A 26,877-nucleotide genomic window follows, 5' to 3' on the forward strand; every position below is an offset into this window, starting at 1 on the left:
TCAAAATTACTGTTTAACCATGCCTTCATAACGTTGAGAAATCACATAAGTTTGAATTTGTTTGGCTGTATCAATTGCTACCCCTACTAAAATTAAGAGTGAAGTAGCTCCTAATCCTCTAAAAGTGGTAACTCCGGTAGCTCCTTCAACCAAAGTAGGAACAGTTGCCACAATACCTAAAAAGATTGCTCCTAAAAAGGTTAAGCGATTTAAAACCTTTTCTAAATAAGTACTAGTTGCCTTACCAGGACGAATACCTGGAATAGAAGCTCCCATCTTCTTAAGATTTTGAGACATATCTACAGGATTAACGATTAAAGAAGCATAAAAGTAACTGAAAAATACGATCAGCAATAAATAAAAAGCTACATAAGTCCAGTTACCTGGTTGTAAAGCGATCGCAATTTGATTGACAATTTGACCAACTGTACCTTCACCACCCACAAATCCTGCTAAAGAAGAAGGCAAAATTAATACTGCCGAAGCAAAAATAATGGGCATAACTCCGCCTTGATTGAGTCGCAAAGGTAGATAGCTAGTTCTTTCCCGATATAGCCTTCTGCCAACTTGACGACGAGCGGAAATAATTGGAATACGACGAGTACCTTCTTGAACAAACACAATCCCGATAATCATTACCAAGAAAACCAGGAGCAGAATTACCACTTGAGCAACGGCTTCTCTGCCACCTTTCTGGGCAAATTCAATAGTTTGACCCAATGTTTTGGGCAATACAGCTACAATATTCACAAAAATGAGTAAAGAAGCTCCATTACCAATTCCTCGTTCGGTAATTAATTCCGATACCCACATCACAAACATTGAACCAGCAGTTAAAGCAACTACAGTTTCAACTACAAACCAAATTCCTGGAGTTGTAGCGTAGGGACGAAGTAAACCAATCGTAATTCCTAAACTCTGTATGATTGCCCAACCTAAAGCAACATAACGAGTTATTTGGGAAATTTTTCTTCTTCCTGCTTCTCCTTCGTTTTTTTGTAAGTCTTCTAAGGAAGGAATTGCTGCTGTGAGCAACTGCATAATAATAGAAGCATTAATAAAAGGTAAAATTCCTAAAGCAAAAATACCAAGAGCAGAAAGTCCACCTCCAGTAAAAATATCTAAAAAACCTAAAACTGGAAGATTTTGAATCCCGGCTGCAAATTTCGCTCGATCAATACCAGGTACAGGAATAAAAATACCTAAGCGTACTAATATTAAAAGACCAATGGTGACAAGCAGCCGACCTCTAAGACCCGCTGCTTGCGCCATTTGTAAAAAAGTTTCTTGTGCGGTTGGCGTTTTATCTCGAACCATGAAAGGTTACCTCTGGTTTGATTTGATTGGCAATTAAATAAGTTTTTTGATGGTAAATCTTATTATTTTTTTTTGTTTTGTTACCTTCAAACTTATGATATACCAAACGCAATAACTTTCTAATTATTCAATTATTTCACAACTGCCACCAGCAGCTTCAATTTTTTGTTTAGCACTAGCTGTAAAAGCTGCTGCTTTCACGACCAAAGCGACATTTAATTCCCCATTGCCTAAAACTTTTAGAGAACCATCATTACTGGTGACAATACCATTGGTGATTAATGATTCTAATGTTACTTCACCATTAGCTGGCAAAGTATTTAATTGACTTACATTAATCGTGGTGTATTGTTTAGGATTAACTAAAGGAAAATGTTTTAGTTTAGGAATTCGACGATAAAGCGGCATTTGTCCACCTTCAAAGCCAGGTTTAGTTCCCGTTCCAGAACGAGATTTTTGACCACGCATCCCAAAACCACCACTTGCTCCTTGTCCCGCAGAAATGCCACGACCAATCCTACGTCTACGTTTTTTCGAGCCAGGTTTGGGAGTAAGTTCGTTTAATTTCATAGAATATTTTCCTCAAAAGATCGATTAAGCATAGATTTGCTCAAGCGTAATACCTCTTTCTTTAGCAACTTCTGAGAAAGCGCGTAAAGTTTCTAAAGCGTCAATAGCTGCTCTAGCATTGTTAAGAGGACTATTAGAACCCAGTTGTTTTGCCAAAATGTTCTTAACGCCTGCTAATTCCAAAACTGTTCTGACAGCACCACCAGCGATTACACCAGTACCAGGAGCAGCAGGACGCATAAATACTCTAGCTCCGCCAGCAGCACCATTGATAACATGGGTAATCGAGTTAGATTTGGTTAAAGGAACTTCGATTAGTTGTTTTTTCGCATCCGCTACACCTTTGCGAACGGCACCAATCACATCTGCTGCCTTACCAACTCCAACCCCTACTTGTCCTTTTTCATTGCCAACTACAACTATGGCGCGAAAACTGAGTTTTTTACCACCTTTGACAACTTTACTAACACGGCGAATTTGAACTACTCTTTCTTGCCAATTAGTTTCTTTTTCTTTGGCACGGTTTCTTTTTTTCCGTGACTGAGTCTTTGCCATAATTTGAGTTCCTCTTGATGTTGCTTGGTTAGAAATCTAAACCTGCTTCGCGAGCAGCTTCAGCTAAAGCTTTAATTCGACCATGATAAAGATTACCGCCTCGGTCAAAGACTACTTTGGTTATTCCTTGCTCTAATGCTCGTTGAGCAACTAATTTACCTACAGCAGCCGACGCTTCGCAAGTAGCACGAGACGATAATTCTGTTTTTAAACCAGAATCTAGAGTAGATGCTGCTGCCAAAGTATGTTGAGCAACATCATCGATTATTTGAGCATAAACATGCTGATTAGAACGAAACACAGATAAACGAGGACGTTCGGCAGTGCCATTTACTTTTCTGCGTATTCGTTGATGACGACGTTGTACTAATTGTTTACGAGAAGACTTCATAGTTTATTTCTTACCTGTTTTACCAGCTTTACGTCTAACAACTTCCCCTAAATAACGAATCCCTTTACCTTTGTAAGGTTCGGGAGGACGTACCGCTCGAATTTTAGCAGCTACGTTACCAACAACTTCCTTATCAATACCGCTAACAGTAATTTCAGTATTTTTCTCTACTGCTACCTGAATCCCATCAGGCATAGTCATTTCTACTGGTTTACTGTAGCCAACGTTGAGGGTTAATTTTTTGCCTTGAGCTTGGGCGCGATAACCTACACCTTGAATTTGCAGACGCTTTTCAAATCCATCGGCTACTCCAGAAACCATATTGGCAACTAGAGTACGGGATAGACCGTGACGTTCACGTGCTTTGCGAGATTCGTCTTCTGGAACGACCAGTAGAGTTTCTCCTTCTTGTTTAACGGAAACGAGGCTTGGTAATTCTCGCTCCAAAGTTCCCTTGGGACCTTTAACTGTAACGTAACGTTCTTGAATATTTACTGTTACTTTATTGGGAATCGGAATGGGACGCTTGCCAATGCGAGACATGAATAATTACTCCTTGTACTACCAGACATAACAGAGGATTTCACCGCCAATTCCCTGACGACGAGCTTCGCGGTCTGTCATCACCCCATGAGAGGTAGAAATAATTGCAATACCAATGCCACCAAGGACACGAGGTAAATCTTTTTGTCTTGAGTAAACTCGCAATCCTGGTTTGCTTACTCGTTTGAGAGTGTTAATAATTGGTTGACGATTCTTCCCTTTATATTTAAGGGTAATTACCAAATATTTTTTGATGCCTTCACCTGATTCTTCGTAGCCATCTATAAATCCTTCACTAGCAAGAACTTGCGCGATGCTACGAGTCATGTTGGTTGCCGGTACTTGGGTAGTTGGATGCTTGACCATACAGGCATTACGAATGCGAGTCAGCATATCTGAGATAGTATCGTTTGCCGCCATTATTACTTACTTTTAGTCTCCTGATACTAAGGATTAATTATTGCGGAAGGGCATTCCCATTTCTTTGAGTAATGCGCGACCTTCTTCATCAGTATTAGCCGTTGTAATGATCGAGATATCCATGCCTCGAATTTGGTCAATACTGTCATAGTCTATTTCTGGAAAAATTAATTGTTCTCTGACACCAAGACTATAGTTACCTCTACCATCAAAACTTTTGGGACTGACACCACGAAAGTCTCGAATCCGAGGTAAGGCTAAATTAATCAAACGATCAAGGAAAGCATACATTCGTTCTCCTCGTAAAGTAACCATGACCCCTACAGGCATTCCTTTACGAATTTTGAATCCTGCGATCGCTTTTTTGGCTCTAGTAACTACTGGTTTTTGTCCAGTAATCACACCTAACTCATTAATAGAGGATTCAAGAGCTTTAGCGTTTTGAGATGCTTCTCCTAAACCACGATTAACAACTACTTTGATTACTTTAGGAACTTGATGAATATTCTGATAATCAAATTGCTGTTGAAGCTTAGGTACGATTTGTTCTTGGTAAGTTGTTTTGAGTTTTTGTACCATTTTGTTTACTTACTTTCCTTTCCCTGGGCTTGGTCAGGGGTAGTTATGATTTAAATATGACCACTTTAAGAAAGATTATTGGTAACTGAAGCAATTAATCGATAATTTCTCCAGTTTTTTTGAGCATACGTACTTTGCGACCATCTTCGGTGAAAGTGTAGCAAACTCGACTAGCAACTTTCTCTTTAGTGGAGTAAAGCATGACGTTAGAACTATGAATAGGAGCTTCAAAGGTAGCAATTTGACCTGATTCTCCTTCTTGTTGAGCTTTAACGTGTTTAGTTCTAATGTTGACTCCTTTAATCACCACTTGACTCGATTGGGGTATTGCTTGTAGAACTTCGCCTACTTTGCCTTTATCGCGACCAGAGATGACTTGAACAGTATCACCTTTTTTGACATGCATTTTGGGGTTTTTAACCTGATTTTTTGAATTTGCCATCAGATTACCTCCGGAGCCAGAGAAACAATTTTAGTAAAGTTTTTATCTCTTAGTTCTCGTGCTACTGGTCCAAACACACGAGTTCCTCTAGGATTACCATCGTTGTTGATAATTACAGCAGCATTATCATCAAAGCGAATACTCATACCGCTTTCGCGTCGTAAAGATTGCTTCGTACGAACAATAACCGCTCTAACGATATCTGATTTTTTGACTGCCATATTGGGAATGGCATCTTTGACAACGGCAATGATCACATCACCGATGCCACCATAACGACAATTACCAGTTCCAAGCACCCGCAAACACATCAGCTTACGAGCACCACTGTTATCGGCAACATTGAGATAGGTTTGTTGTTGTATCACGGTCTGAATCTCTTCTAGTTTGAGAAAAAAGATTAATCTTTTGCTTCAAGAATTTCAGCGATCGCCCACCTCTTAGTACGGCTGAGAGGTCTAGTTTCGCGAATTTTTACGCGATCGCCAATTTTACATTGATTATTTTCGTCGTGTACTTTATATTTTTGGGTTTTAACAACGATTTTGCCGTATTTTGGATGAGGAGAGCGGTTTTCTATGGCAACAACGACGGTTTTATCCATTTTGTCGCTTACCACTAATCCAACTCTTTCTTTGACTGCCATAATTTAATTTACTCCTCTGTCGCAGCTTTGAGTTGACGTTCTCGCTCAACAGTTAGTAATTGAGCCAGACGATGTTTAGTATGTTTAAATAAATGAGGTTTTTCTAAACGGCGAGTTGCTTGTTCTAGTCTTAATTGAAAAAGTTCTCGTTTAGCTGCCAAAACTTCCTCAGCTAATTCTTCTTCGCTTAATTTCCTAGCCTCTTCTATACTTGGAAATGCCATAGTTTAGACTAACTCCTCTTCGCGAGTAATAAACTTGGTTTTAATTGGTAGCTTTTGAGCAGCTAAACGCATTGCCTCGCGGGCTACTTCTTCAGAAACACCAGCCATTTCAAACATAATTCGTCCTGGTTTGACTACGGCTACCCAATATTCGGGAGAGCCTTTACCAGAACCCATACGAGTCTCAGCAGGGCGCATGGTTACTGGTTTATCTGGAAAAATGCGAATCCAGATTTTACCACCACGACGAACATAACGAGTCATTGCTCGTCGAGCTGCCTCGATTTGACGAGAAGTAATCCAACAAGGTTCTGTAGCTTGAAGAGCAAAGTCACCAAAGTTAATGGTACTGCCTCGATAAGCCATGCCTCTCATCCGCCCACGTTGCTGTTTGCGAAATTTGGTTCTTTTAGGACTTAACATAGTTGGTCTCTAGCTATTATTGTTTGGTCGATTTTGAGTCAATTATGCTAGTGGTTGCAATCGGGTTGACTATTCTGAACGGTCTTCAAATTTCTGACGACGACGTTGGCGACGGGGAGCTTGATTAGGAACAGCAGCAGGAATATCTTCCTGTCCTGGAATAATTTCCCCTTTAAATACCCAAACTTTGACCCCTAAAATTCCGTAGATAGTCAAAGCTGTGCGATAAGCATAGTCAATATCGGCTCTAAGAGTATGTAAAGGAACTCTACCTTCCCTTACCCATTCTGTACGAGCAATTTCGGCTCCATTGAGACGACCACTAACTTGAATTTTAATTCCTTGGACTTCTGCTCGTTGAGCTCTTTGAATTGCTTGACGAACAACTCTACGGAAAGAAACTCTTCGTTCAAGTTGCTGAGTAATGTATTCAGCAATTAAAGCTGCATCAGCGTCAACTCTAGCTACTTCAATTACATTAATTCGGATCTGACGGTTATTACCAACTGCTTCTTGTAATTCAGTACGTAATTTCTCAATTCCAGTACCACCACGACCAACTACAACACCAGGTCTAGCAGTATGAATTGCCAAATCAATCTGGTCAGCTTTGCGCTCAATTCTGATTTGAGAAATGCCTGCATTATTTAACTCTTTGGCTAAATAATTTCTAATCAGATGGTCTTCTTGAAGTAATTCTGGATAACGTTTGGTGTCGGCATACCAGCAAGACTGGTGGTCTTTAGTAATACCTAAACGAAATCCAACTGGATGTATTTTCTGTCCCACAAATATTTCCTCGTCAAGACTTGATTGAACTATGGCGCGGTCGCTTCAGGAGCAACGACTACAGTAATATGACAGGTAGGCTTACGAATTTGATAAGCACGACCTTGAGCTCTGGGACGGTATCGCTTAAAAGCAGGACCGCCATCTGCATAAGCTTGACTTACAATCAAGCTGCTAGGATCTAGTCCAGCGTTGTGTTCAGCATTAGCAACAGCAGAACGCAATACCTTGAGGATTGGTTCACAAGCTTTGTAAGGCATAAATTCGAGAATAATCAATGCTTCTCGATATTGACGACCGCGAATTTGATCTAAGACTCGCCTAACTTTATAAGGAGACATTCGGACATAGCGAGCGATCGCTTTTACTTCGTTGTTACTATCTATCGCCATAATTTGCTCTACATGATTAATTATCTTTATCGGCGAGCTTTTTTATCGCTCTTAGCATGACCTCGAAATGTACGAGTAGGAGCAAATTCTCCTAATTTATGTCCAACCATTTGATCGCTCACAAAAACTGGTACGTGCTGACGACCATTGTGAACTGCAATAGTATGACCTACCATTTGAGGCAAAATAGTAGAAGCTCGCGACCAAGTTTTAATAACTTCTTTTTTGTTTTGCTCGTTTAGCTTTTCAATTTTTGTAAGCAAGCTATCTGCAATAAAAGGACCTTTTTTTAATGAACGACCCATAATTTTTCCAAGTGAAGAATAACTATCTTTAACGGCGACGACGAACAATTAATTTATTGCTAGGTTTGTTGCGCTTGCGAGTTTTAACTCCTAATGCCGGTTTACCCCAAGGTGTTACTGGACCACTTCTACCAATGGGAGCGCGTCCTTCTCCACCTCCGTGGGGGTGGTCTACAGGGTTCATCGCACTACCTCTAACCTCTGGTCTTTTACCAAGATGACGAGTACGTCCTGCTTTTCCTAGTTTGATGTTTCTAGCTTCGGCGTTACCTACTTGCCCAATGGTAGCGTAACATTCTTTACGAACCATTCTTACTTCTTTAGATGGCAGTCCAATGGTGACGTAATCTCCTTCTTTTGCCATTACTTTGGCAGCAGTTCCAGCAGCACGAACTATTTGTCCACCTCTGCCGACTCTAAGTTCTACGTTATGAACTGTTTCTCCTAAAGGAATTTTGCTTAAAGGTAAAGCATTACCAATTTCGATGGGAGCATCAGCCCCAGACATAATTGTCATGCCTACTTTGATCCCAGCAGGTGCAAGAATATAACGTTTTTCGCCATCTTCATACTGCACTAAAGCAATGCGAGCATTACGATTGGGGTCATATTCAATGGCAATAATTTCTGCGTTGATATTATATTTATCTCTCTTAAAATCAATTTGACGATAGAGACGTTTGTGTCCACCACCACGGCGACGACTAGTAATTACGCCACGATTATTACGACCTTTGGCTCTATGTTTATATTTAGTTAGAGACTTTTCGGGTTTAGTCTTGGTAATCTCAGCAAAATCTGAAACTGTAGCTTGACGAGTTCCAGGAGTGTATGGTCTAAATGAACGAATACCCATAATCAAATTTTGGATTTAGGACTTGCGCAAAAGCATTTCGGCTATTTTTCCCTGTTCAAGTTTATACTTCAGGGAACAGAGTAATTGAATCTCCTTCTTGTAAGGTAATAATTGCTCTTTTGTACTGAGGTTTATAGCCTAGAAATCTACCTACTCGACGTTTTCTCCGAGGTAAACGAAGAGTATTAACCTTAGTTACAGTGACATCAAATAAACTTTCTATCGCTGCTTTAATTTCTGGTTTAGTAGCTTTAGGCAAAACATCAAATACATATTTGTTTTGCTCCATTAACAAAGTTGCCTTTTCTGTCACAATCGGTTTGATTGTTAAATCGGCCAAATAGCGAGGATTATAGTTAGTCACGATATACCTCCTGGATTTGCTCTAAAGCATCAGTAGTCGCAACAATTTTATTAGCTTCTAAGATGTCGTAGATATTCAAGTTAGTTGCTTTAAGCAGTTTAAGATTGCTAAGATTACGCACCGAAAGATAAACGTTTTCGTCAATCTCAGTTACAATCAACAAAACTTTGGCTTCTGCTTCTACGCCCCATCTTGCCAAAGCTGTAACAACTTCTTTGGTTTTGGGACGAGCAAGTTGCTCGGCAAAATTTTCTACTACTATTAAATCTTCGGCTCGACTAGTAAAAGCGGTTCTTAAAGCCAAACGCCTTTCTTTGCGGTTCATCTTGACACTAAAGTCTTTTGGTTTCGGTCCAAAGATGACACCACCACCACGCCACAGAGGAGAACGAATTGAACCAGCCCGAGCGCGCCCAGTTCCTTTTTGTCGCCAAGGTTTGCGACCACCGCCTCTTACTTCTGCTCTAGTTTTACTAGAGGCAGTACCTTGGCGGGCGTTATTCATTTGTCTCACTAAAGCTCGATGAACAATATGAGACGCATTTTCTTCTCTAGCTACTTTTAATTCTAGGGTTGCCTCGCCGACATTTTCCCCTTGCCAGTTTTTGACTATACAATTAACCATAATTGTGAGTGGTTATTTTTTTCCGACGATATTACTTGGAGCAATACTTAACAATGCTCCTGCTTTTCCAGGAACGGCTCCTTTGATAAGTAGAAGATTTTTTTCAGAATCTATTTCTACTACCGTAAGCTTACGAATGGTTACTTGACTAGCACCATAACGACCTGCCATCCTTTTTCCAGGATAAACACGACCAGGAGTAGTTCCTGCACCAGTTGAACCAGGTAAACGGTGATTTTTTGAGCCGTGAGACATCGACCCGCGTTTGAAGTTATGACGTTTTTGATAACCAGCAAAGCCTCTACCAATGGTAGTACCAGTTACATCAACGATTTCTCCAGCACTAAAAAGCTCGGCGTTAATTGATTGACCAAGCTCAAAAGAAGAAACATCATCGATTTGATATTCTTTGAGATGGCGTAAAGGCGTAGCTCCAGATTTCTTTAAATGACCTAACTCAGGTTTGTTTAAAGCCTTTTCTTTTACTTCTCCATATCCAATTTGAATGGAGTTGTAGCCATCTGTTGCTTTGGTTTTAATTTGAGTAATGACACAAGGACCAGCTTGAACAACGGTAATGGGGATGGCACTACCCGTTTCCTTGTCAAATATTTGGGTCATGCCCAGTTTTGTGCCGAGAATGCCGACAGCCACAGAATTTAGCCCCTTTTTTTACTAAACAACAGTTTAATAGTTGAGCCAAGGTGACGACTCAATTTTGCTACTGTATTGACAGTGATGGAGGGTGAACTAAGTTCCACATTTCCAGTCACTGTATTGACAAAAAAAACATCTTGTTTACCTAAACTTTTTTTTACCCTTAGATAAAAATTATTCGGGTACATAGCCAACCGCCATTAACAAGATGTATAGCAGCAATCTTTTAATATAGGTATTTTGAGCTAAGATTTACTACCAGATTTTTGGATTTTATTCCCATCAATCTAGATTTATATTTACCTTTGACCCGAAAGACTTAAAGAATTAGCTCTTCAGTATCTTGAGGAGGTAAAAGATGATGTGTTTTTTTGTCAATATTACTGCTCAAGTTTTAACTTTTAACAGTAATTTATTTTTAATACTAGCTAGACCAAGCAGTTAGCCATTAAAATTTAACTAAGTTGCTTTGATTGTCTGAGAGCTAATATTTTTGTGTGAGCTAAATTCATAAAAGTAAATTTAGTCACGATCAGACATTATAAACGATAGCGAGTTGTTTTTGCAAGAAAGGATTCGCTAATACTTGAACAAGTTTTAAAATATATAATCAATCAGGAATCAAAATAAGTATTTATAACAATAGTAAGTAATATGGCACTGATTACCACTGGAAAGTCATTTATCCGCGCTCTAGAGAAATCAGGAGCTTTAGGCTTATATGTTCCATTAGAGGGTGGCTCTGAAGGAAGATATCAAAGGCGTTTGAGGGCTGCTGGCTATCATACAATTAATTTGAGTGCTAGGGGATTGGGCGATTTGGATGCGTATTTAATGAGAGTTCACGGTGTTCGTCCACCTCATTTAGGGAAAAAAACCATTGGACAAGAAGCTGCTGTAGGTCATATTTATTATGTACCTCCTGTTGCAAGTTATCAGTTGGAAGAATTACCAGATAATTCTAAAGGGTTGGTACTGTGGATTATGGAAGGAAATATTTTATCTCGTCAAGAGATTGAATACTTGATTAATTTACCAAAAATTGAGCCTCGGATTAAAGTAGCTTTAGAGTTAGGAGGAGAGCGTTATTTTAACTGGAAACCTTTATCAGAAACTTTAATAGCAGCTTAGTTTGGCTTTCTACTTAAGCAAGGGCTAATAATTAAATACCATTAATTGATTGTACCCTTGCTTAAATAATGATTGTTGTTTGAAGCTTGGGCAAATTGATAATGAACGAAATGGATGAATTACTCGCTCAAATTAAAACAGAATATCAAGAAAACGAAGAAACTCAATCGTTGGGTGACAATGTAAGTTCGTCAGTGCGATCGCATAAAGAACTAAAAAGCAACCCTACGCCAGCTTTAGTGAATTCACCAGCAGAAGCATTATTAGACGCTTTATTAGCAGAAGTAGATCAACAATCAGATCAATCTGAACTATCTCAGAAAAATAATTTTTCTAAACAAATCTCTTCGCCATCATTGCCTCAATCAACTAATAAACATGATTTAATCAGTCAACTACAACAAGAATATCAAGCCAAAGAGCAAAAAGAGCAAGAGTTACAGCAGCAAGAACAACTACGTCAACAAAAACAACAAGAGCAAAAAGAGCAGAGACGAAAAGAGGCATTAAAAGAAAAAGCTCAACAGTGGCTCAAAAAATTAGAACCTAATTCTGAAGAAGGTTTGTGGTTTGAAGAGTTTGCTTATAATTATGAATCGAAATTAGTAGCAGCAATGGATTATTTGACTGCTCTTGATGAAGTTCATTTTCATCATTAAAATTATCTTTTCAAAAAATTTAAGGCAATAGGCTTGACATCATCCCAATATGTAGTGTTATTATTACCTATGCTGTCAACTAAGCAATCAATTCTTTATGCGGGTATAGTTTAGTGGTAAAACCTTAGCCTTCCAAGCTAATGATGGGGGTTCGATTCCCCCTACCCGCTCTTGAGATCAAACTCCCACTAACCTTGTCATTTAAGGTTTTACCAACCTCACTAACTACTAACTGATCGCAACTTGATCTTTTACTACGACCACTTGACACCCAAATCAAGCTACTTCATCAACTCTTTAAATTAAGGTCTAATCTGTGAACATATAGTAAAAATGACCAAATCTAAGAACTTGGTTAAATCTAGCAGAAAGGAATCTGCATTTGTATATGATAGGATATTTGACTAAGCTCTTAATTTATGAGCTAAAATTTGGGGATGTCTTGTCCCCTATGCCAAAAAATTCCCCGCTAGAAGAGCGATCGCTTTCACCGAGTTTATCATACCTTGATTAACCAACGCTGATTTTTTAATATACTTTAGCTTCCAAAGATTTAAGATATTCAGTATTAACTCCTGACTCTCTTACCAAAGCTATTTTGCCAGTGCGAGCAACTTCACGAATACCAAACTTATTAAGCATCTGAATGATCGCAACCATTTTACCAGGATCGCCCACAACCTCTACAGTAACAGTATCTTCAGACATATCAACAATCCGAGCGCGGAAAATATGAGCAATTTGAATAACCTCTGCTCTTCCAGAAGCAGGAGCATTAACTTTAACCAACATTAACTCGCGTTCGACACTAGGAACTTGAGTGATATCTTGTACTTTAAGAACGTTAATCAGTTTATATAATTGTTTAATTAATTGTTCAATAATGCGATCATCTCCTGGTACTACCATCGTAATCCTAGAGATACCTACTTGTTCCGCTGGTCCAACTGCTAAACTTTCAATATTAAAACCACGACGGGCAAATAAACCTGCAATCCGAGTTAAAACTCCTGCTTCGTCTTCTACTAAAACTGAGATTGTATGTTTCATCTGAAAATCAAACTAAAAAATTAATCGTTCCGTTCTATTCTATATATCTTAATATCTTAATTTAGGAAAACACTTCTCTAGAAATTATTTAATGTCTTCCTGAACTACGGGAAAATGGTGACTTAACCAATCTAATAAAATTTGGTTAAATTGCTCAGGACACTCATCGTGAGGACAATGACCAACTTGTTCTAAAGCTATTAAGTTGAGATTCTGATTGAGAGGAGCAATGTTAGCAGCTAAAGCAAAAGGAATCATGCGGTCTTGACGACCCCAAACTAAGAGAATAGGAATATTCAATCGAGGTAAAATTTCTGTAACAGCAGGAGCAAATTGAGGTCTTCTAATGCGTTGAAAAAGACGGTAAAAGGTTTGAGCAGCCCCTTCATCATAAGCAGGATTAGATAGTATAGCAACTAATTCATCATCGATCGCATTTTGAGCGCAATAAGCAACTCCAGCCCAACGACGAATTGTAGTAGGTTGTCTTACAAATTTAAAAATAGTGTTGATTAGCCAAGGGGAAGCTACCAAATTTTCTATTCCTGTAACTATTGGTTGAAGAGGACGAGGAATTGCTGCTTGACGGAGAGATACATCGGGCAAACTGAGCATTACCAAACCCGTAACCATTTCGGGATAAGTAGCTGCTGCGGTCAAACAAACCAAAGAACCGATGGAGTTACCGACTAAAACTACAGGTTGAGCTATAAAAGTTTGCCAAAAATCATGAAGTTGTTCTACCCAAAGATTAATGCTGTAGTCAACTGAAGCTTTACGAGATGCGCCAAAACCTAAAAGGTCTAAGGCATAAACTGTTTGGTGTTGACTCAAAACAGGAAGATTGAATCGCCAGTGTTCGATACTAGCACCAAAACCATGAACCAAAATCAGAGGTGTATTGCCAACAAAATTATTTCTGAAATAAGAGTAGCGAGTTTGCCAACCACGCCAAACCCAGTCTCTTTGATTTCCAATTCGTTGTGACCAATTGATAGTTATCGTCAAAGTAAACTTTAATTTAAAATTATTTACATTATGATAATTTTATCGCTCAAAGTCTATCTACTCATAGCTTGATAGTTGAATGCATCGTAGGTTAAATTGGAAATTAAACCTAAATTAATAATTTGGTTTTTGACAAAATTAGTACAATGTCAAGTAAATATATTTTATCTATTTTTTAGTTAACTAAACCAAAAGAAACAATCGACATACGCCTGTGAGAGAAAAAAGACGCAACGATCGCGATCTAGCTAAAATCAACGAAAGAATACGTTTTCCTAAAATTCGTGTTATTGACAGTGATGGTTCTCAACTGGGAATTATTACGCCTCAAGAAGCCTTAACCAGGGCTGAAGAACAGAATCTAGATCTAGTTCTAGTCAGCGAAACAGCAGATCCCCCTGTCTGTAAAATCATGGATTATGGCAAGTATAAATACGAACAGGATAAAAAATTAAAAGAAGCCAAGAAAAAACAGCACAATGCTGATGTTAAAGAAGTAAAGATGCGTTACAAAATTGAAGAACACGATTACAATGTGCGCGTCAAAAATGCTGAACGTTTCCTCAAATCAGGAGATAAAGTTAAAGCAACAGTTAGTTTCCGAGGCAGAGAAATTCAACACGCGGATTTAGCCGAAGAACTACTCAAACGCATGGCAACTGATTTGGAATCTGTAGCCGAAGTGCAACAGGCACCAAAACGAGAAGGTCGTAACATGATGATGTTGCTATCTCCTAAAAAATAAAATTGGTTATTTTTAGGGGCGCACGGTGTGCGCCCGACTTGTTAAACAAAATTAGCAATTGCTTCTGCTGTGATTTTTGGCTGTTCTAGATGGGGAACATGACCACAATTAGGAATCCAGACTAATTCACTGTTAGGAAGCAGTTGCTTAAATCTAGGAGCATCTTTAGTGCCAAGAATTCGGTCATTTTCTCCCCAAATAATCAGTGTTGGTTGCTCAAGTTGATTGAGTTGAGTTGCAAAAGAGCCGTAACCACCACTTTTGGTAAATTTAATTAAAGCCTGATGCCAATTAACAGATTGCAGATGTAAAGCAGCACAAATTTGAGCATCTAAAGAAGCATAGCTTTTGTCATAGTAAGCAGACCTACTAATATTTTGACGAATTTTAGGATTGCGAAGAAATTCGGCAGCAAAATAATCTAATGGTGAAAACATAAATTTACCAATTGCAGGAGGATTTGTTAAACCTGCACTGTCGATCAAAATTAATTTGCTGACTATTTCTGGATAGTTAAGTGTAAAATCGATTGCAACTGCACCTCCCATCGAAGCACCTACGAGAATGATTGGTTGTTCAATCAAAGTTTTCCAAAAATAGTAGAGATGAGTTCTGATTTGAGTACTACTAAAGTTTAAATCTATTGGTCTTTCAGTAAAACCAAAACCTAATAAATCTACTGCCCAAGTCGTTTGTTGTTGTGCAAGTAAGGGAAAAAGACGGCGAAATTCTAATAAAGAACTATCAAAACCATGTAAGAGTACAATAGGTGTACCGCCATTACCAGCTTGAACATAAGCGGTAGGAATTTTTAGAGGGCTTAAAGGAGTTAAAATTGAATGTTGTTGAATTTGTTTAGCGAATTCAATCGAGCTTGCTTCGGTAAGATGATTAACTTGAGTGGGAAGAAAATCAGGAAACATTAAATCTTAAATTAGAGAGAGGATTCTAAAACTAAAAATAACAAAATTAATGGTTTTTGCTTATTCTCGTAGAATTTATCTAGCTGATACAGATGCTGCTGGAGTGGTTTATTTTGCTAGCCTCATGAGTATCTGTCACCAAGCTTATGAAGAATCTTTGGCAATGGGGGGAATTAGTTTACAAGATTTCTTAGCAGACTCTTCTGTAGCAATACCAATTGTTCATAGTGAAATGAGTTTTTTTCGGCCGATTTTTTGTGGAGATAAAATCACAATTAATTTAACAGCAAAACAATTAAACAAACCAGAATTTGCGATCGCATATCAAATTGTTGCTTCTGAAAAAAAGTTAGCCCAAGGAAGCACCCGTCACGTTTGTATCAATCCTAAAACTAGAATCAAAATTCCTTTACCAGAAAATATCATTCAGTGGCTTAAGCTGGTTGCTGAGGAAGATAGCAGAGGAAAGGATAACCCAAAAATTAAGAGTTAAGATCGATAAGTTTTTGATTATTCTTAGAATTGGGAGAATAACGAGTGGTGCATTGGCTAAAATTTCTGAGTGTCAGCCTATTGATTTGGGTAATCAATACTCCTTTAGCTGCACAAAATTCACAACCAGACTCTAAGCCTCAAACACCCAGAATTGACGTACCTCCAGAAATTATCAAAGATAGCCCTGTCTTACAACGCTGGTTAAAACAAGTACCCAATGTACTAGAAGATATTCGTCAAGAGCCTAGTTTTCGTACTCGTTTACAGTTGGGTTTTGTGTTATTCCCTTCTACAGATGATGCAGCAGGAGTTAATCTTGCGATCAAAGATATTTTTTTAGGGCGTAGTGGTTTAACTCTAAGTGCTGACTATCAAGCTTCCTTGAATGGCAATCGCACTGCGGTTGGAACAAATGTACATTATTTTCTGTTTCCTCTTGGTAGCTATGTTAATCTTGCTCCTTTAGTTGGTTATCGTTACATTAAAAGCAATGATTATTTTACTGATGGTGTCAATTTGGGTTTACGTTTGATTTTCGCTTTATCCCGTAGTGGCGCGGCCGATTTTTCTCTTTCCCAAAGTTTTATTGCTCCTGGTAGTAACGAAGAAGTAGGAATTACTAATCTTTCAGTTGGTTATGCTGTTGCACCCCAACTTCGTTTATCCACTGAGATTGAAAAACAAAACTCCCGTCAAGATCACGAGAGCAGAGTAGGAATTAATTTGGAATGGATGTTTTAACAGTAGGGACAATTCATGAATTGTCTCTACTACGTCTCTACAATTATCAGTTATCAATTTGTTCTATTTCAATGGAATTATTAGATTGAAATCTAGAGCGCAAGCGACCACATCCAAATAAACCACCGATAATAAACAAACCCAAAGTAGGAGAAAATTCAAAAGGAACTTGTTGTACATTAAAGTTGTCAACTAACAAAGCCGAACTATTACTTACTCCATCAACATCTATCACACCAAACCCAACTCGATAAGTTCCAGGTGTTAGAGTTAAATTACTTGAAGTATAAGCTGCATAAGGATCGGTATTAGTGGCAAAATCTGTATCATTAGAATCTAAAGTAGGGATATTACCTGTACTATCTTCTAAAACAAATACCTGTTCATATCCCGAACTGCTGGTAATTGATATAAATCCATAATCTTTATTACCTAAATCTCCCGCGCCGTCATTAGTCAAAAAATCCCAATTGAATTTGATAAAAAAATCAATTGGGTCGCCATCATTACCAATTGTTATATCTTGATAAATAGCAGAACCTTCTTTGGGTGTACGTCTTAAAACGGGATTCCCATTAGTACCATCGTAAGTAACACCGCCAATTTTTCGGTAAATCGAAAAAGCGTTATCCGACAAACCCAAAATACTCTGCAAATTATTGGTATTTTCTAAACTTGCGCTAATTTGATCCTCACCCGATACATTAAAAGTTCCTACGGGAGTAGGAGAGTCATCATTGCGAGGTAATGTATCACCATCATCATCCAAACATTCTCCTGTCTGAATCGTATTAGGACAAGCAGTAGTAATTACCGCTTGGTTTGCATTATAAGGAGCGACACTACTATAGGTTCCTTGAAGGCTAATATTACCTGCTCCCTCCCAGCCATCACCAAATCCATTACTAAAATCAACAGGCTCTTCAAAATCTCCATTAGAAAAAGTTACAGAATAAGCTTGAGTAGGACTAACAATAATAATGTTAGTTAGACCAAGAAAACTAGCAATGCTGGTAATACGAATCAAATTTTTCACAGAAATAGACATAAATTTTTCTTTAGACTAAAGGACAAAAACAGAGAAATAATTCCGCTCTAATTTAAATAATGAAATCTCTTGAAGTCTGCAAGTTAGCAACATCAACTCCTCGAAGGAATACTATGTCTTTGTGATACAAATCACCAACAGTTGATTCATCTCCAGCATCAAAATCAATTTGCACAATAGTACTAGCACCATAGGTAGGATGGTTAAATCCTAAAAGTTCCACATAACCTTGAGTGAATGGATCTCCAGTTGTATAGTTAGTAACTTCATCAACCAAAATTTGACTGAGATCAATTTTGTCTTCTCCAGGAGTAAAATCGGTAATTGAATCTAAACCATCACTGGTTTCGTTTAAGAAATAAGTGTCGTTTCCAGTCCCACCAGTTAGAGTATCTTCGCCTTTGTAACCGATGATGACATCATTACCAGGACTAGCAGTAAAGTTTTCAGCACTATCTGTACCTTTTAAAAAGAGTTTATCTATGAAGTCATTACCTGTATCGGATTCACCAGCAGTTAGATCAACAGTGAGGAGATTGTCGTTATCGACATTAGCTGTTTCTAAGTCAGTATCTAAAACACTATCATCAATACTGTCGAGTTCATTAACATCACCATAACCAGCTAAGTTAGTTTGACGAACTTGATAAGTACCAGGAGCAACTCCTGTAAAAGAATAAATACCATTAGAATCGGTAGTAGTAGTAATCGGGTTGCCGTTGCCATCAATAACTGGGTCACCATTATTATCTAATAGTTCGAGGGTGACTCCAGAGAGAGAATTATCTCCGATATTATCATCATCTGCTGCATCGGCTAGTACTTGACCACTAATAGTACCTGTTTGTTCGTCAACGAAGTTGTTACCTGTGCTGTTGCCAGCATTGAGATTAACAGAAATATTATTGAGATTGCCACCATCAATGTCGCTGACATCCAGGTAGCCTGACAGGTTGGTTTGTTTAACTTGATAGTTGCCTGGTGCTAAGTTGGCAAAGCTATAGCTACCATCGGATGCCGTCGTAGTGGTGGTTGGTTGTACTCCTGCTAAAGTTGAGTTACTGTCAATGGAGTTGCCACTGCTATCTAACAACTCGATTGTCACTCCAGATAGTGGGCTATCACCTGTATTGTCGTTGTTGGTGTCTGCTAGTACTGTACCGCTAATGCTGCGGAGTGGTTCGTCGATGAAATCATTTCCGCTATCAGTTTCATTAGCATTAATAGTGACAGGGATCAGATTATCATTGGTGTTAGTGTTGGTAGGAGTATCATCACCAGCATTAGTACTATCTCCATCACTGACGCTGATGTAACCACTTAAGTCAGTTTGTTTGACTTGATAGCTTCCTGGTGTAACATTACTAAAAGTATAATTGCCGTTGCTATCAGTAGTAGTAGTAGTCGCTTGAATTCCTGAAGTATTGGAATCGCTATCAATGGAGTTACCACTACTATCTAACAGTTCGAGGGTGACATTATTTAAGTTGACATCGCCTGTATTGTTGTTGTCGGTGTCGGCTGAAACGTTACCTGAGATTGAACCATACTGTTCGTCAATAAAGTTACGTCCAGTGACTGCTCCACCTGCGGTAACATTAATGTTGGTAATTAAATTGGGGTTACCACCATCGACATCACTAACATCACCATATCCAGTCAGGTTGGTTTGACGAACTTGATAAGTACCAGGAGCAAGATTACTGAAAGTGTAGTTACCGCTAGCATTGGTAGTAGTAGTAGTCGCTTGAATTCCTGCGGTGTTAAGGTCACTATCAATGGAGTTACCACTACTATCTAACAGTTCGAGGGTGACATTATTTAAGTTGACATCGCCTGTATTGTTGTTGTCGGTGTCGGCTGAAACGTTACCTGAGATTGAACCATACTGTTCATCAATAAAGTTACGTCCAGTGACTGCTCCACCTGCGGTAACATTAATGTTGGTAATTAAATTGGGGTTACCACCATCGACATCACTAACATCACCATATCCAGTCAGGTTGGTTTGACGAACTTGATAAGTACCAGGAGCAAGATTACTGAAAGTGTAGTTACCGCTAGCATTGGTAGTAGTAGTAGTCGCTTGAATTCCTGCGGTGTTAAGGTCGCTATCAATGGAGTTACCACTACTATCTAACAGTTCGAGGGTGACATTATTTAAGTTGACATCGCCTGTATTGTTGTTGTCGGTGTCGGCTGAAACGTTACCTGAGATTGAACCATACTGTTCGTCAATAAAGTTACGTCCAGTGACTGCTCCACCTGCGGTAACATTAATGTTGGTAATTAAATTGGGGTTACCACCATCGACATCACTAACATCACCATATCCAGTCAGGTTGGTTTGACGAACTTGATAAGTACCAGGAGCAAGATTACTGAAAGTGTAGTTACCGCTAGCATTGGTAGTAGTAGTAGTCGCTTGAATTCCTGCGGTGTTAAGGTCACTATCAATGGAGTTACCACTACTATCTAACAGTTCGAGGGTGACATTATTTAAGTTGACATCACCTGTATTGTTGTTGTCGGTGTCGGCTGAAACGTTACCTGAGATTGAACCATACTGTTCATCAACGAAATCATTGCCTGTAGAAGAACCTCCTGTCGCCAGAGTTACATCGATGAGGTTATTATTTCCGTTGTTATCGCTATCTTTAACACTGCTATAACCAGCAGGATCGGTTTCAGCGACTTTATAGTTACCTGGTGCTACATTGGTAAAGCTATAATTACCATTGCTATTGGTAGTAGTAGTGGTAGGTTGAATTCCTGTGGTGTTGGGGTCACTATCAATAGGATTGCCATTGCTGTCTAATAACTCGATAGTAACTCCGGAAAGAGGAGTATCTCCAATATCATCATTGTTAGTATCTTTTAAAACTGTACCACTAATAGTTCCTAGTTGTTCGTCAACGAAATTGTTACCGCTATCAACTTCATTCGCTGTTATAGTGACAGGAATTAAATTATCGTTGGTATTAGTGTTAGCAGGAGTGTCATCATTACCGTCTGTGGTGTCTCCATCACTGACACTACCATAACCAGTAGGGTCAGTTTCTTTTATCCGATAGCTTCCTGGGGTAACATTACTAAAAGTGTAATCACCATTGCTATTTGTAGTAGTAGTTGTTGGTTGGACTCCGCTTGTATTAGGGTCGCTATCGATCGCATTACCACTACTATCAAGTAATTCAATAGTAACTCCAGAAAGAGGAGTATCTCCTGTATTATCATTATTGGTGTCTGCCAGCACTCGTCCAGTAATAGTACCGCTAGCATCATCATTCAGGATCGTCCCAACACCCTGAGAGTCGATAATCGTGGCATTAGTAGCATTGGAAAGATTGACAAAGAAGGTTTCATCGGCTTCTGGAGGTGTATCTCCGTTGATAGTTACCGAAATCGTTTTACTGGTTTCGCCACTGGCAAAGGAAAGAGTGCCACTGGTACTGACGTAATCGTTATTAGCGGTAGTAGCAGTGTTGTTGGCAGTAGCGTAATTAACGGTTACTGCGCTGGTAGTCAAACCACTGCGGGTAACTGTAAACGTTAATATTTTAGTACCGCTATTTCCTTCAGTAACACTGACATCATTAATGGCAAGAAGAGCGATATTATCATCATTGAGGATCGTCCCAATTCCCTGAGAATCGATAATTGTGGCATTGGTAGCACTGGAAAGATTGACAAAGAAAGTTTCGTTAGGTTCTACGGTAGTGTCGCCAGTAACATTGACAGTGAGAGTTTTAGTGGTTTCGCCAGGGGCAAAAGTTACTGTACCAGTGGCAGAAGTATAATCGCTATTAGCTATAGTAGCAGTGCCGTTGGCAGTAGCATAATTGACGCTTACGGTTTGACTGCTGGCATTACTCAAACTGACAGTAAAATTAAATTGCTTAGTATTGCTGTTTCCTTCAGTAAGACTGACATCGCTAATGGAAATGCTGGGAGTTGGATCATCATCAGTAATCGTACCCGTTCCTGTATCGCTGGTGTTACCAACGCTACCACTAACGACACTCTTGACTCCGAGAATAAAAGTTTCATTGGGTTCGTCTGTTGAATCGGAAACAGAATTAATTCGTACTTTAATGTTGGTGTTCCCGGCAGGAATAGTTACCCGACTACCGTTAGTGCCACCTGCTGCAATCCAATTTGTACCGCCATCAGTACTATATTCAAAGCCATTAATTTCGTAGTCGCTGATTCCTGTAGCCGTGCCGTCAGTAGTAGCTAAGTCGAGAATGATATCGCTAGTGCTAGCAGTAGAGAGACTGACATCAAATACTAGTAAATTGCCTTCGGTTGCTGTAGCATCGCCAATAATGACATTGGGAACAGTACCATTGTTGAGGTTGAGGGTAGTACTAGCAGTATCAGTAACGGTATTTTCGTAACCTTCTTTGGCAGTAACATTAAGAGTATAGTTTCCTATTGTACTTGGAGGAGTCCAAGCATATTCGTAAATCCTTTTTCCATCGGTGGTAGTGTCAACATCGCTGGTACTGGTGAGGTTAATAGTACTTAGATTATTGTTATTAGGATCGGTGATATTTATAGCTAGTCCTGTAATATCATAATCACCAAAGGGGTCTTTTACTTGGACGCGCAGATATACGGTATTTCCGTTGGAAGCAGCATTAACTAGATTACCTCCACCATTAGCATAGGAATTATCGTAGATACCAATAGAGGTAATATCAATAACGCTTCTGGTAGCTAAATCGATCTTGGAAGGATAAGTATTGCTATCGGAAAGAACAGTAAAATTGAGATTAGATTGATTGTTGGTAATGTTTAAACTGACATCTTGTCCAGTAGGAATAGTAACATTGTTGTTAAGAGTACCCGTCCAAGTAACTAAGTAGACTCCGCCTCCTTGTGAAACAACAGAAGTGGGGTTACTAAGGTTAAGTAAAGTTCCAGAGTCATAAGTAACAGTGGCAGCAATATTGGAACTAATACTAGGCGTACCAGTACTAGCATTAATATAAGCACTAACAGTAACTGGTTTACCAGAAGGCATCTCAAAATCTGATTTCATTGAGATGGACTGGTTGAATGTGGTACTAATGATACCAGCATTAATATTAAAATTGTCAAAATAAGCTATGTCATTGGCTTCGTTCCAGTTACCAGAATTATTTTGAATCTTAATGGTTGTGTCGTTAGAAATGTAACTAGAAATATCAAAAGTAGCACTATTACTAGTAGTCCCTGTATAAGTACCTAAAACTGTGAATGTACCAGTAGACGAATTAGAGATTAAGACTTGGATTGATTCTTCTAGACTAGATGTTTGCCAGTCATAACTTAAAGTAGCTTTGGAATGACCACTTAAGTTAACACTGCGTTGAATGGCATCAGTAGTACCAGCTTGTAAAAATTGCAGCCTTTGGGTATTAACACGAATTTGTCCACCAGTGGCAGTATTATCATCGCTACTCTCACTCCAAGCAGCTTTCCAGCCTGTTCCACCTGTATAGTTACCAGTACTAAAATTATCGCTAGCAACACTAGTAATACCTAGATTACTACTTGTAGACGTGGTAGTATCGTTAGTAGTAACAGGATTGATGCGGTCTAAATCACTAACGCCGGATAGATAGAGAGTTTTGGTTTGGGTAGGAATGTCAACGGGAGCATTAACCGCAATAGTTAAACTATTCTCATCGGAATCGACTGCTGCGGAGTTGGTGATGCCAGCTAAATTTCCATCGTAGGGGTTGTTAACCAACATCCGGAAAGTAACACTCGCAGAACCTCCTACAGGAACGTTACCAATGTTTAGACCGTCATCAATATTATTAAAAATATTGTCATCATCGAAGGGAAAAGTCGTACCAGAGGTATCATCACCAATGTTAGTACCGTCTATTTTGGTACTACTACTTATATAAGTAGTGCCTTTAGGAATGATATCACTGACATTGACATTGCCCAGAACGACTACACCATCGTTTTTGATATTAATAGTAAATTCAATGGTGTCTCCAGGATCGACATTACCGTCATTGTTAACATCATTAACTAAAGCAAATTCTTTCCAAGAGTAGGCAATGGGTAAAGGTAGAATTTCTGTACCTAAATCTAGGGAAGTTCCTCCCGTATCTGCGTTGGCATCTTGTCCCCAAGCACCTGCCAAATTTGTACCATCAACGGTGTAGACTCTAATTCCCGATTGGTCGAAGTCATTGTTTTTGGTATCGGTAATTTGAATTGTTTGTAACGTGCCAAGGTTGAAGCTCGCATCGTACTTAGTACCATTGATATCGGTATTGAGAGCTACACCATCTCCGTCGTAATCGACATAAATGGTTGTGGGAGCAGTTGCCATTACCCAAAGAGGATTACCGTTGTGATTTTTAGCACCGTTACCGGGAGCCCAACCAACCTGTATGATAGGTGTCAAATTTTCTTCGGGAATGAGACTAAAACCCCAATCGTGTGCGCTATTTTCACTATCAAAAGCTGTGGTAGCAAAAAAGGTATCGTTAATGTTGGTAGTATAAAAATACGCCCCAGAATTAGTAGTTAGACGATGACGGACAGATGTTCCCGCCGGAACAGAAACATCTGTCGTACCTTGTTGAGTTTGAGCCTTAACGGTAATAGAACCGCTAGTAGCAGGGTTGTAGAGATAAACATCAGTTGGTTTTCCTGATACTACCGTTCCTACTGGAGTATAGTAACTGTTGCCCCATTGATTTGTAGGAACAAGAGTATAGGCACGTGTAGCATAGGTAGAACCAATGTCACCTGTTAGTAGGTGAGCTTGGATTGGGTTAGAGCCAGTAACCTGTGTACCAACAAGAACTCCGCCATTAAGAAAATAGCTTTGACCCTCGTTAATGGTAGTAGTTATAGTACCATCGGCAACGTTATCTCCAGTAGTGTCTGCACCGGTAATGGTCAGAGTGGTATTATTTTTTGCGGCGGTAACAAACAGAGCAGTATATTCAAAGTTTACGGAAGAGGAAAAGTTTTCTCCGACAGGTACTTTATATGAAGTACCCCATTTACTAGTGTCGTAAACGTTAACTGATTCCGCAATCAGAGTTCCGCTAGCACCCGTACTACTATTCTGTGTAGGCCAATAGGGACGAGAAATAACAATGGCTTTAGATGCGCCAATTTTATCTTCGCCATCATAGTCAACGACACTGCTAGTAGTCGAAGGATTAACACTATTTGTTAAACTGATGATGTTTCCTGCTTTAAGTACATCTGTAGTGTATCCTGGTGCAATGCCATTACTAGGATCGTTGTCGCCCCAAATTTGCGTATTGCTTTGGGTGGGGTTACTAAGATTAGATTCGTAACCATTTTCCCAATGGTCGTAGTAAATAATAGTATTGTTAGTGGAAACCGTGATGGAAATTACGGTATTAATATCAGTTGCTGAGTTAAAATTCGATGTTGTATTAGTAGCAACTGCTTTAATTGCAGTTAAAATATCTGCTTCTTTTTTGGGAATATAGAAAAACTGTACGGCGGGGTTAGAGTCGGTGAAGTGATGGGTTGCTACTTCGCCTGAATTTAAACCAGTGGCGGTTAGTTTAAAAGCCGAGTTAGCGGAGTCGTCGGGGTTGACATACCAAGTCGTCTGGAATTTACCATCGACTTTGCCATCTAAATCTTCTGCGCCACCATCGGTAACTTGCCAAGGTTCGTGTCCACCACCTGTATTAGGTATGTTGTCGGTGTGTAGGACTTGAAGTTCGATAGTTTCTCCAAGGTCAAAATTGCTGCCAGTAATAATTGCCGTAGCACCAGGGGGATAGTCGTCTAAGTCGGTGGTAACTGTAGCGGAATCGACATTGAGGACTAAATTAGCTTCAGCTTGAACAGGAATTGAATTGCCCAGTGATAATCTTTCTTGAAGGTTGAGAGTTTGAGTTTTTGGTAGATATTGGTAGAGATAGACAGTCGCGTCGTTAGTAAAAGCCTTGTCTGATTCGATTAAGGTTTTAAGATAGGGTTGAAGCTCATCTGACTCAAAAGCTGTAATTAAATGTAAATTATTAATATTTTGAGACGACGATAGTATTTTGGTAAGGTCATCAAGATTGTCTTCAGTTAAATCCACTGTCTGAATTTCAGCTTCGGAGACAATATTTTTTAATAAATCACCGTTTTCCAGTTCAATGACTTCTGCGTCTGGAATTTCTCCTGTCAGAAAAGATGAATAATTAGAGAGATTGGAATCAATTAAAATTAAATGTTTAGTTGAATTTTGATCAACTGAGTTTTTTCTGCTGGAATAGTTATTTTTTTTTGCTTGAGACATATAAAGATTACTAATTAATAAGTTAGTTAGTTTATTTCTTTGATCCAACTGATTAAGATTGATAGATTTAGGGATTTGCTAGCATTTGAAATTCAATAAAGTTGTCGAAAAATAAAAATTGACTTTTTACATAATTTTTGGTTCGAGCAGTTCTCAAATTTATACTGTAAAAATTTACCTGTAAGGAAATACATATGAAGAGCAAGAAAATTTAAATCAAATTTACTTGAATAAACTGAGAAGTGTTACATAGTTTATTGTTTTAAAAAATAAAAACGTTAGATGTAAAAGTCACTGGTGTTTGTTCCGCGTTATATTTTCAACAAGTTTATTGCTCAATCACAATTTGTTTGAGATTTCGATCAATATCAAATGCTATTTGCTATGTTAAACAACGATTTTACAAGTCACATCAGTAAAAACAACAATTACATTGAATTAAACCCAAAAACTTTATTATTCTAAAAATAATGCTGAAATAAGCAACATTAACTAGTTTGAATAATAAAAAAAAAATGTTATGGCTTATTGGTACTAGCGTTTATAAAAGCCAATGATTATTCACTATTAAGGCTATTACATCTTAAAAATTAAAGGATAAATATTGACAAAATTGAATATATTATTGTTGACTAATAGTCAGTAAATTTATTTAAATAATATCAAGCAGAAAAAATTGATAGCAA

The 26,877-nt window shown here is 38.7% G+C and carries 29 protein-coding genes and 1 tRNA gene; 6 read left to right on the forward strand and 24 right to left on the reverse strand.

Features of this window, described 5'->3' with window-relative positions; translation table 11 throughout:
* Positions 1–6 precede the first annotated feature (6 nt).
* The 19 genes from secY to rplC all read right to left on the reverse strand — a co-directional run bounded on the left by secY (position 7) and on the right by rplC (position 10,095).
* Positions 7–1,317: a preprotein translocase subunit SecY gene (gene secY, locus STA7437_RS20060; RefSeq protein WP_015195215.1), complete on the reverse strand. Its 1,311-nt coding sequence runs from the start codon at positions 1,315–1,317 to the stop codon at positions 7–9.
* 123 nt (positions 1,318–1,440) lie between these two features.
* Complete coding sequence (rplO, locus tag STA7437_RS20065; protein WP_015195216.1) at positions 1,441–1,887, reverse strand: 50S ribosomal protein L15; 447 nt, start codon at positions 1,885–1,887, stop codon at positions 1,441–1,443.
* 24 nt (positions 1,888–1,911) lie between these two features.
* Positions 1,912–2,442, reverse strand: coding sequence for a 30S ribosomal protein S5 (gene rpsE, locus STA7437_RS20070; protein ID WP_015195217.1), 531 nt, complete (start codon positions 2,440–2,442; stop codon positions 1,912–1,914).
* A 28-nt stretch (positions 2,443–2,470) separates the two neighbouring features.
* On the reverse strand, positions 2,471–2,833 hold the full coding sequence (gene rplR / locus STA7437_RS20075) for a 50S ribosomal protein L18 (protein WP_015195218.1): 363 nt from the start codon (positions 2,831–2,833) through the stop codon (positions 2,471–2,473).
* Positions 2,834–2,836: 3 nt separating this feature from the next.
* Positions 2,837–3,376: a 50S ribosomal protein L6 gene (rplF, locus tag STA7437_RS20080; RefSeq protein WP_015195219.1), complete on the reverse strand. Its 540-nt coding sequence runs from the start codon at positions 3,374–3,376 to the stop codon at positions 2,837–2,839.
* A gap of 18 nt (positions 3,377–3,394) precedes the next feature.
* Positions 3,395–3,796 carry a 30S ribosomal protein S8 gene (gene rpsH / locus STA7437_RS20085; RefSeq protein ID WP_015195220.1) on the reverse strand — a complete coding sequence of 134 codons (402 nt, stop codon included), beginning with the start codon at positions 3,794–3,796 and terminating at the stop codon, positions 3,395–3,397.
* A gap of 33 nt (positions 3,797–3,829) precedes the next feature.
* A complete protein-coding gene (rplE, locus tag STA7437_RS20090) occupies positions 3,830–4,375 on the reverse strand; it encodes a 50S ribosomal protein L5 (protein WP_015195221.1) in 546 nt (181 codons plus the stop codon).
* 94 nt (positions 4,376–4,469) lie between these two features.
* On the reverse strand, positions 4,470–4,817 hold the full coding sequence (rplX, locus tag STA7437_RS20095) for a 50S ribosomal protein L24 (protein ID WP_015195222.1): 348 nt from the start codon (positions 4,815–4,817) through the stop codon (positions 4,470–4,472).
* Entirely contained in the window at positions 4,817–5,185 is a 369-nt protein-coding gene (gene rplN, locus STA7437_RS20100; protein WP_015195223.1) for a 50S ribosomal protein L14, read from the reverse strand. Before rplN ends, rplX begins: the two co-directional genes overlap by 1 nt.
* Positions 5,186–5,217: 32 nt before the next feature.
* Entirely contained in the window at positions 5,218–5,463 is a 246-nt protein-coding gene (gene rpsQ / locus STA7437_RS20105) for a 30S ribosomal protein S17 (RefSeq protein WP_015195224.1), read from the reverse strand.
* A gap of 8 nt (positions 5,464–5,471) precedes the next feature.
* Positions 5,472–5,687 carry a 50S ribosomal protein L29 gene (gene rpmC, locus STA7437_RS20110; RefSeq protein WP_015195225.1) on the reverse strand — a complete coding sequence of 72 codons (216 nt, stop codon included), beginning with the start codon at positions 5,685–5,687 and terminating at the stop codon, positions 5,472–5,474.
* Positions 5,688–5,690: 3 nt separating this feature from the next.
* Positions 5,691–6,110, reverse strand: a complete 420-nt coding sequence (rplP, locus tag STA7437_RS20115) for a 50S ribosomal protein L16 (protein WP_015195226.1) — start codon at positions 6,108–6,110, stop codon at positions 5,691–5,693.
* Between the two features lie 69 nt (positions 6,111–6,179).
* The gene (gene rpsC, locus STA7437_RS20120) at positions 6,180–6,899 is read right to left on the reverse strand and encodes a 30S ribosomal protein S3 (protein WP_015195227.1); all 720 of its coding nucleotides are present in this window, start codon (positions 6,897–6,899) and stop codon (positions 6,180–6,182) included.
* 29 nt (positions 6,900–6,928) lie between these two features.
* Positions 6,929–7,291, reverse strand: a complete 363-nt coding sequence (rplV, locus tag STA7437_RS20125) for a 50S ribosomal protein L22 (protein ID WP_015195228.1) — start codon at positions 7,289–7,291, stop codon at positions 6,929–6,931.
* Positions 7,292–7,317: 26 nt separating this feature from the next.
* Positions 7,318–7,596, reverse strand: a complete 279-nt coding sequence (gene rpsS, locus STA7437_RS20130; RefSeq protein ID WP_015195229.1) for a 30S ribosomal protein S19 — start codon at positions 7,594–7,596, stop codon at positions 7,318–7,320.
* Between the two features lie 28 nt (positions 7,597–7,624).
* A complete protein-coding gene (gene rplB / locus STA7437_RS20135; RefSeq protein ID WP_015195230.1) occupies positions 7,625–8,452 on the reverse strand; it encodes a 50S ribosomal protein L2 in 828 nt (275 codons plus the stop codon).
* A gap of 61 nt (positions 8,453–8,513) precedes the next feature.
* A complete protein-coding gene (locus tag STA7437_RS20140; protein ID WP_015195231.1) occupies positions 8,514–8,816 on the reverse strand; it encodes a 50S ribosomal protein L23 in 303 nt (100 codons plus the stop codon).
* Positions 8,809–9,441 carry a 50S ribosomal protein L4 gene (gene rplD, locus STA7437_RS20145; RefSeq protein WP_015195232.1) on the reverse strand — a complete coding sequence of 211 codons (633 nt, stop codon included), beginning with the start codon at positions 9,439–9,441 and terminating at the stop codon, positions 8,809–8,811. Before rplD ends, STA7437_RS20140 begins: the two co-directional genes overlap by 8 nt.
* A 12-nt stretch (positions 9,442–9,453) precedes the next feature.
* Positions 9,454–10,095 (reverse strand): 50S ribosomal protein L3, encoded by a 642-nt coding sequence (rplC, locus tag STA7437_RS20150; protein WP_015195233.1) that lies wholly within the window; start codon positions 10,093–10,095, stop codon positions 9,454–9,456.
* 657 nt (positions 10,096–10,752) lie between these two features.
* Between rplC and ndhN the strand changes: the two genes are divergently transcribed.
* The 3 genes from ndhN (at position 10,753) to STA7437_RS20165 (ending at position 12,058) form a co-directional block, all read left to right on the forward strand.
* Positions 10,753–11,229, forward strand: coding sequence for an NAD(P)H-quinone oxidoreductase subunit N (gene ndhN / locus STA7437_RS20155; RefSeq protein WP_015195234.1), 477 nt, complete (start codon positions 10,753–10,755; stop codon positions 11,227–11,229).
* Between the two features lie 101 nt (positions 11,230–11,330).
* Positions 11,331–11,888 (forward strand): salt stress protein, Slr1339 family, encoded by a 558-nt coding sequence (locus STA7437_RS20160; protein ID WP_015195235.1) that lies wholly within the window; start codon positions 11,331–11,333, stop codon positions 11,886–11,888.
* Between the two features lie 99 nt (positions 11,889–11,987).
* Positions 11,988–12,058, forward strand: a tRNA-Gly gene (locus STA7437_RS20165).
* Positions 12,059–12,416: 358 nt separating this feature from the next.
* On the opposite strand, the gene ilvN is transcribed toward STA7437_RS20165, so the two are convergent.
* Together ilvN and STA7437_RS20175 are read right to left on the reverse strand one after the other, a co-directional pair.
* Positions 12,417–12,938, reverse strand: coding sequence for an acetolactate synthase small subunit (gene ilvN, locus STA7437_RS20170; protein ID WP_015195236.1), 522 nt, complete (start codon positions 12,936–12,938; stop codon positions 12,417–12,419).
* Between the two features lie 84 nt (positions 12,939–13,022).
* Positions 13,023–13,946, reverse strand: a complete 924-nt coding sequence (locus STA7437_RS20175) for an alpha/beta fold hydrolase (RefSeq protein WP_015195237.1) — start codon at positions 13,944–13,946, stop codon at positions 13,023–13,025.
* A 214-nt stretch (positions 13,947–14,160) separates the two neighbouring features.
* Between STA7437_RS20175 and infC the strand changes: the two genes are divergently transcribed.
* Positions 14,161–14,691, forward strand: coding sequence for a translation initiation factor IF-3 (infC, locus tag STA7437_RS20180; RefSeq protein WP_015195238.1), 531 nt, complete (start codon positions 14,161–14,163; stop codon positions 14,689–14,691).
* 41 nt (positions 14,692–14,732) lie between these two features.
* Here infC and STA7437_RS20185 read toward each other — a convergent pair whose 3' ends face one another.
* Positions 14,733–15,614 (reverse strand): alpha/beta fold hydrolase, encoded by an 882-nt coding sequence (locus tag STA7437_RS20185; protein WP_015195239.1) that lies wholly within the window; start codon positions 15,612–15,614, stop codon positions 14,733–14,735.
* Between the two features lie 49 nt (positions 15,615–15,663).
* Here STA7437_RS20185 and STA7437_RS20190 point away from each other — a divergent pair, with 49 nt between their 5' ends.
* Together STA7437_RS20190 and STA7437_RS20195 are read left to right on the forward strand one after the other, a co-directional pair.
* Positions 15,664–16,107 (forward strand): acyl-CoA thioesterase, encoded by a 444-nt coding sequence (locus STA7437_RS20190; RefSeq protein WP_015195240.1) that lies wholly within the window; start codon positions 15,664–15,666, stop codon positions 16,105–16,107.
* 44 nt (positions 16,108–16,151) lie between these two features.
* Positions 16,152–16,850: a hypothetical protein gene (locus tag STA7437_RS20195; RefSeq protein WP_015195241.1), complete on the forward strand. Its 699-nt coding sequence runs from the start codon at positions 16,152–16,154 to the stop codon at positions 16,848–16,850.
* A 46-nt stretch (positions 16,851–16,896) separates the two neighbouring features.
* On the opposite strand, the gene STA7437_RS20200 is transcribed toward STA7437_RS20195, so the two are convergent.
* Both STA7437_RS20200 and STA7437_RS20205 read right to left on the reverse strand, forming a co-directional pair.
* The gene (locus STA7437_RS20200; RefSeq protein WP_015195242.1) at positions 16,897–17,898 is read right to left on the reverse strand and encodes a PFE-CTERM domain-containing protein; all 1,002 of its coding nucleotides are present in this window, start codon (positions 17,896–17,898) and stop codon (positions 16,897–16,899) included.
* A gap of 52 nt (positions 17,899–17,950) precedes the next feature.
* Positions 17,951–26,191 (reverse strand): SpaA isopeptide-forming pilin-related protein, encoded by an 8,241-nt coding sequence (locus tag STA7437_RS20205; protein ID WP_015195243.1) that lies wholly within the window; start codon positions 26,189–26,191, stop codon positions 17,951–17,953.
* Positions 26,192–26,877 lie beyond the last annotated feature (686 nt).

The sequence above is a fragment of the Stanieria cyanosphaera PCC 7437 genome, assembly GCF_000317575.1.
In the GTDB taxonomy this organism is placed as follows: Bacteria; Cyanobacteriota; Cyanobacteriia; order Cyanobacteriales; family Xenococcaceae; genus Stanieria; species Stanieria cyanosphaera.